This is a genomic window from Pauljensenia sp. C0170B5, from assembly GCF_056590195.1.
In genome coordinates, this window is the sequence record NZ_JBWPVR010000004.1 from 194,975 (window position 1) to 201,241 (window position 6,267).

Genomic DNA, 6,267 nt, shown 5'->3' on the forward strand with positions numbered 1-6,267 from the left:
CCGGTGGTCACCGGCCTGTGGTCAGGGGGCCGAAATCACCCCTCACAGATTCGTTCACCGAGGCCGTCCAGGACATCGGAGAAATCATCCGTCGAGGCCGTGAGTTCGTTGGCGATGAGTTCACGCGCTTCGTTCACCGGGGCGAACTGACGAGCGAGAATTTGACCTTCAAGTTCACGGCGTGCTTCTGGTGGTTGGACGTGACGCGCCTTATTCATGGCGTCCACGAGGCCCAGTCGGAAGTTCCCCAGAGCCTCGACTTCCCGGTAATCCCCGACCCCGATCACCGCCGCGTTCACGTGAATGGAAAGTGTGTCGTTCGTGAACGGCAGACGGATCGGCAGATGAAGGAACGAGGTTCGTTCGGCGTCTGGATCGGTGACACCCATCAACTTATCCACTTCGGACAGCGAGTAGAGACACCTTTGCAACCGACGTTGCACGGACTCGAAATCCTCACCACTGACCACCAAGTGATCGTGGACGAACTGTGTCATTCCGTATCGTGTTGGCACGTGACGAGGCGATGGCGACAGCGCGAACAGCGAGGCCACATCGAGGTTGTCCCAACCCCGCATGTATTGGCCTTCTGGACGGGCGAGATTCCGCCACAAGAGAACACGCTCACCGTCGTACTCATCCGCCGAGAAAGGCAGCTCACAGACCCCCGCCGGATCGCCCGCCAACTGCCGCGCCAGACCCAACGCGATGGTGTCGCGGAGGACAGAATCACGCCCGGTAACGGCGTAGGTGAATCGCATCGGCGGCAACGGTGCGGTCAACAGGTACGCGGCACGGTTTCGACGTAACGCGTTCAACGACGTGGCCCCACGCCGCACCGCCTCACGCACGCTCATGCCATTCGTGACGGCCATTGCGAGTGACTTCGAACGACCACGGGCCGAGCCGCCGGACAAACGACGTTCCATGAGCTCGTTCACCTCGGCACGCCAGTCCCAACCGGGCGAGGAATGCACCTTGTCATCCGGGTAGCGGACCTTCCCCAACGTCTGGTGCTGGTAGGGGTCCTCGTGGGTCAGGTAGCGCAGGCAGTCCACCAACCCGGCCCGACCCCCACGCACCCGCTGAACGGCCCGATCCGGCAAGTCCAACCAGCGGGCGATGGTCTCGGGAGAAATGTCCTTCTCCGTAGCCAGGACACCTTGAACGTGATCTTCAGCGGCGTCTTCGTCGTGGAGGATCACGGCCCACTTCTTGATCGTGCGACGCTCGCTCAGCTCCGATTTCAATCGATCGAACGAGCACAACAGCTCCCCAGTTTCGGGGTGCCGGACGTGCTGCGTGAATCGGTAGACGCGCGTGGGCGTGGTCATCGCCACCACCCCCCAGTGGCATGAGGTACAGAAAGTGCAAGCGTTGAGGTCGAATCTGTACCCAAAATGGGTACAGAAGGTACAACGGGTACAGGGCGATCTGTACCTGAACTCCACTGTGTATGACGCCCCCGCGCGCGGCGCAAACGCCCGTATATCAGCGTTTCGTGATTGTGACGGGGAGGGCGAGGTACAAAAGGTACAGAATAATGCGTACACACGCACACACACGCATAAGGAGAGTCTCCAAAAAACGTGTCACATGTGTCACAACATGGAGCAAATGCTGATATACCAGCGTTTCCGCTGTGACACGTAGAAATCGCTCGTGTCACAGCGTTTTGGGGGTTGATCGAGAAAGCCTGATATACCAGCGTTTTCGGCTGTGACACGAGAAACGCGCACGTGTCACAGCTCGTGTCACACCTCATCACAGATCACCGCCGATCAGCGGTTTGACCATGTGACTTTCGAGTTCGTCAACGCGGACGCGGACGGTGCGAGAGTCAGCGATCCGGTAGCCCTTGATCACGCCATCGGAAATCCGGCGACGGATAGTACGAGCTGAAACGCCGAGATAGAGGGCAGCGTCTTCGAGAGAGATATAGCGGGCTGCAATTTCAGCCATGAGAGTCTCCAGACAGGTTCAACTGTCCGGAGAGGGATGCTTTCCCGGCTTGTCATCTGGGCGGTGTGAAGTACCGTGCGCAGCTCGCCAGCGGGCATCGCCCGCCATTGCATTACAAGGGGTGCTACCCCTCAACCCAGCCTCTCTAGCTGCCCCACCTGCCGAGCAGGGACTTACGCGTTCTGTTTCTCGTCGGAGGATTTGCCGGTCGCTACTCCGTTCGGCGCGCTACGCCGTGGGGCGATGGTCGCGGTGATCGCCTCCACCCTCGGGGTTATCCCTCTTCTATCACCTTGCGATCGCGGTGCTATGAAGACTTGCCGCGATTCTATACACAGCAGTCAAGCCACGTCAAGCCGTGCAAAGACATGAAAAGACCCCCGGACACCCACGTCCGAGGGTCCAATCAGATTGGTCAGATCGCGCCCACCAACTGAGCGTCGAGCCGCCGAGCCCGTTCGAGGTCGCGCTGATCATCGGCGGTCTGGTACCGCATCGCCATGTTCGGCGTCGTATGACCGAGCATGCGCATGAGTTCTTTGGTGGTGGCACCGCCCTGAGCAGCGATCGTCGCCGCCGTCCGCCGCAGGTCATGGATACGCAGCTTCGGACGATCGAGCGCCTCACGCCCCTTGCGGTGGGCAGCGTCGAGCACCGAGGAATTCAGCGGGCTCACGCCATCCCCAGCGGGGAACACCAGACCGTCCTTCCCGTTCATCGGGGAGGCCTGCAGATGCTCACGCAGCGCCGCCACCAGGACCTTCGGCATCGCCACCGACCGCGAGGCCGCGCGGGTCTTCAACGATTGGTCGGAGTCCCAGCCCCACGAGTGATCGTCCACACGCACCCGCTTCACCGCCTGCTGAACCCGCAGGACGCCGGAGTCGAGGTCGATGTCACAGCGGCGCAGCCCACGCACCTCACCCGACCTAAGCCCGCACAGCGCCGCCACCATCACCATGACCCGGCGTTTCTGGGGAACGGCGGCGAAATACTGACTCAACTCATCGACACTCAACGACTCACCGGTGTTCACCGGCTCAGGACGCCCAGCACCCTTGATCCGGCACGGATTCACCGCGATCACCCCGTCATGCACAGCATCATCGAGCAAAGACTTCAACGTCTCGTATGCCCTCCCGTTGGCTGTCGGACGCGACGGGTCCAGACCCACCCACCACGACCGAACGTCGGCTTCAGTCAAGCGTTTGAGCCTCTTGGAGCCGAGGACGGGCACCACGTACAGCCGAAGGTCCTTGCGATAGAGGTCCGCCGTGGTCTGTTTGAGAGGTTTGCGAGCCCGACGGCACCGCGCCTCAACAGCCTGCTCACACCACTCTTGCAACGTGGGACCCAGCTCGCGGGCCGCTTGTTTACGGTCCGCCGGTGGCGACCAGCGATCTTCACTGATCAGACGGCGCTCACCGGCAAGCCACGCTTCAGCGTCCATGCGGTTGATGAAGGTATGTGGGGCGTTGTGCCATGTCCCGTCCGGGCCGGTGTACCTCGCTCGGTATCTACCCGACCGTTGCTTGCTGATGCTTCCAAACCCTCGTTTCTGTGTCATCTTGCCCGCCTCCCGAGTGACGCGCGTCAGATATGCGTCACTTCAAAGTCATTTCTAGTCATCTCGTGTCATCTCCTGGCATGTACGGTGATACGAGAAAACCCCGCCGTAGCGGGGTTTTCTCAAGATCGGCGGAGTACGCCGAACGTGCGCGAGAGAGGATGGGAAACTCTGCGCGCCGATGCGGGCGACTATTCGAACACCACGATGCAGTTCGCCAGCGGTACCGCGCCAGCAGACGGGCAGATCGCACTGAGTGTACTCAATGCTCGCAAACTGTCCGCAGACGTGGGGGATCTGCTGACCGTGCGCCGCAACGGTGTCGAGCAGCACCTACAAGTCAGTGGAATCTACCAGGACGTCACCAGCGGCGGCTACACCGCGAAAATCCAGCACACCGCCAGCATGTCAGAAAGCGGCGCACGAGACGGCGATGGCGCAGCCACCGGCGAGAATCCCGACACCAGGTGGACGATCTTTGCCCACCTCAGTAGGCAGGCACTACCAGACGGCATGTCGGCCGAGGCTGCAGCACGCGCGCTCGCAGAGGAATACGGCCAGGCACACCCGGGTGCCAGCATTATCGCGATGCGCCAATATATTCAGCAGACCCTCAGTCACATTACCGGCGGGCTGAGCATGGCGTCACTGGTTTCCGCCGTTTTCGGATTCGCTGCCGCTGCACTGATCACTACGCTGTTCGTGCGCCTGCACACGAAGAAAGACCGGCACATCATGGGGATCTATACGGCTCTGGGCTTTTCCTGGAAGGAACTCAGCGTGCAGATACGCATCAAAGTCGTGGTGAGCTGTGTGCTGGGCATCGTCTGCGGTGTCCTGTTCTGCGCGACGCTTGGGCAGTACTTCGTCGGTGCTTTCCTGGGAACCAGCATGGGACTGGCAGGACTCACCTTCATTGTCCGCCCCCTCATCGTCTACTGCCTGTACCCGCTGATCATGATTGCGCTTGCTGTGGCAGGCGCCTTGGTGGTTTTGGCAGGTTTGAGACGAACGGATCGAAGTCAATGGCTCAGATAAGGCGGCAGCCTCCCTCGTCAATGAAAGAGCCAATGAAAGGACGACATATGGAAGCGCGCGAACCTGCAGGTCACACACAGCAGGCGGGGCAGACGCTGCTGCGCGTGAAGGACCTGACGAAGACCTTTTCGACGACGGAGCCGCCCACGCAGGTGCTGCGAGGCATCGACCTGGAGGTGCAGCGCGGACAGTTCGTGGCCGTGATGGGGGCGTCAGGTTCGGGGAAGTCCACATTGTTGTATTGCATGAGCGGAATGGATCGACCCACCGGCGGTTCCGTCGAACTGGCAGGGCATGAGCTCACCGAGCTGAGCGACTCGCAGATGAGCCACGTGCGCCTACATGAGATGGGTTTCGTTTTCCAACAGGCGCACTTCCTGAAGAACTTTACGATTCGCGACAACATTGCGCTGCCCGCCTTGAAAGCTGCCGGACGGTCAGGGACGAGGGCGGCCGAGGAACGCGTCAACGCACTGATGGAGCGATTCGACCTTGGCGCAGTAGCTGATCATGAGATCACCCAGGTATCCGGGGGACAGCTCCAGCGCGCCACCATCTGTCGCGCACTCGCCACCCAGCCATCGATCGTGTTCGCTGACGAGCCAACCGGTGCGCTGAACACCTCCATGACCGGTGAGGTGCTGGAAGCGCTTGAGGAAGCACATCAGGATGGCACCACCATTGTCATGGTGACACATGACCCGATGTGCGCTGCGCGCGCGGACCGGATCGTCTACCTGCGTGACGGGGTGATCGTGGATGCCATCGACAGCAGGAAACTCGATAGGAGGCACGAGGGCGACGCGGCTGACCGGGATGATTACCAGGCGGCCAGGACAAGTGAATTGATGAGATGGTTGCAGTCCAAAGGATTCTAGCGTTGCCGTGATACGGCAGGATGGTTCCTTCATGAGCGCTCGCAGCGGGCGTGACCTACAGTGGTGGATGACGACGGACAAATACGGCGGACACATGAGGAGGCTGCCATGGCTGAACTGAAGGTGGGGGACAAGGCTCCTGAATTCACTTTGGATTCCACGCACGGCACTGTGTCACTGACTGACATGCTGGCTCGTGCTGCACGCGGCGTGGTGGTGTACTTCTACCCGCGTGCGTCCACGCCCGGATGCACTACCGAGGCGTGCGATTTTCGTGACTCGCTGGCCTCGCTGCAGGGGGCAGGCTATGAGGTTGTCGGAATCAGCAAGGATGACATGGCGGCGCTGGAAAAGTTCGAGGCAAACCAGTTACTGACATTTCCGCTGCTGTCAGATCCGGAAGGCACCGTGATCGACGCCTATGGGGCCTTTGGCGAAAAGATGAGTTTCGGCCGCAAAATTCTGGGACCAAAACGTTGCACATTTGTCGTCAACCCTGACGGCACGATTGCCCTTGCACAATATGGCGTCAGGGCTTCAGGTCACGTCAAGCGTCTGCGCAGGGAACTCGGCATCGACTGAGTCGTACAGCGACGGTCTGCGCCTGCAGGTTTGGAGGGCAGGTGCCCGTGTCCCAAACGAGGCGCGACAGCTCTGTGCGCGTGTCGGCTGAAGGTGTGACGTGTGTTTCATGGACGGGATGACGTGCAAACTCGTATATACGTTGTGTGGATGAATTTGATGAGGCGCATGATGCGGTTGACTGTCAGGTGGCGGGCGCTGAGCGTCATGCCCAAGCGGCGGTGAGTTTTCAGCGCCGGG

The 6,267-nt window shown here is 60.6% G+C and carries 6 protein-coding genes; 3 read left to right on the top strand and 3 right to left on the bottom strand.

The window, feature by feature from the left end; all coding sequences use genetic code 11:
- Positions 1 to 35: 35 nt before the first annotated feature.
- The 3 genes from AC1EJZ_RS07240 to AC1EJZ_RS07250 all read right to left on the bottom strand — a co-directional run bounded on the left by AC1EJZ_RS07240 (position 36) and on the right by AC1EJZ_RS07250 (position 3,529).
- The gene (locus AC1EJZ_RS07240; protein WP_480294410.1) at positions 36 to 1,334 is read right to left on the bottom strand and encodes a hypothetical protein; all 1,299 of its coding nucleotides are present in this window, start codon (positions 1,332 to 1,334) and stop codon (positions 36 to 38) included.
- 430 nt (positions 1,335 to 1,764) lie between these two features.
- Positions 1,765 to 1,962: a helix-turn-helix transcriptional regulator gene (locus tag AC1EJZ_RS07245; RefSeq protein WP_480294411.1), complete on the bottom strand. Its 198-nt coding sequence runs from the start codon at positions 1,960 to 1,962 to the stop codon at positions 1,765 to 1,767.
- Between the two features lie 415 nt (positions 1,963 to 2,377).
- Positions 2,378 to 3,529, bottom strand: a complete 1,152-nt coding sequence (locus AC1EJZ_RS07250) for a tyrosine-type recombinase/integrase (RefSeq protein WP_480294412.1) — start codon at positions 3,527 to 3,529, stop codon at positions 2,378 to 2,380.
- 147 nt (positions 3,530 to 3,676) lie between these two features.
- Between AC1EJZ_RS07250 and AC1EJZ_RS07255 the strand changes: the two genes are divergently transcribed.
- From AC1EJZ_RS07255 to AC1EJZ_RS07265, 3 genes are all read left to right on the top strand, one after another.
- On the top strand, positions 3,677 to 4,567 hold the full coding sequence (locus tag AC1EJZ_RS07255; protein ID WP_480294413.1) for an ABC transporter permease family protein: 891 nt from the start codon (positions 3,677 to 3,679) through the stop codon (positions 4,565 to 4,567).
- A gap of 32 nt (positions 4,568 to 4,599) precedes the next feature.
- The gene (locus AC1EJZ_RS07260; protein WP_480294414.1) at positions 4,600 to 5,445 is read left to right on the top strand and encodes an ABC transporter ATP-binding protein; all 846 of its coding nucleotides are present in this window, start codon (positions 4,600 to 4,602) and stop codon (positions 5,443 to 5,445) included.
- Positions 5,446 to 5,553: 108 nt separating this feature from the next.
- Complete coding sequence (locus AC1EJZ_RS07265; RefSeq protein ID WP_092648661.1) at positions 5,554 to 6,027, top strand: peroxiredoxin; 474 nt, start codon at positions 5,554 to 5,556, stop codon at positions 6,025 to 6,027.
- Positions 6,028 to 6,267: the final 240 nt, after the last annotated feature.

Excerpts from the sequence above, each read along its gene's own strand:
- AC1EJZ_RS07240 (WP_480294410.1), bottom strand. The coding sequence starts at position 1,334 with ATGACCACGCCCACGCGCGTCTACCGATTCACGCAGCACGTCCGGCAC.
- AC1EJZ_RS07245 (WP_480294411.1), bottom strand. The coding sequence starts at position 1,962 with ATGGCTGAAATTGCAGCCCGCTATATCTCTCTCGAAGACGCTGCCCTC.
- AC1EJZ_RS07250 (WP_480294412.1), bottom strand. The coding sequence starts at position 3,529 with ATGACACAGAAACGAGGGTTTGGAAGCATCAGCAAGCAACGGTCGGGT.
- AC1EJZ_RS07260 (WP_480294414.1), top strand. The coding sequence starts at position 4,600 with ATGAAAGGACGACATATGGAAGCGCGCGAACCTGCAGGTCACACACAG.
- AC1EJZ_RS07265 (WP_092648661.1), top strand. The coding sequence starts at position 5,554 with ATGGCTGAACTGAAGGTGGGGGACAAGGCTCCTGAATTCACTTTGGAT.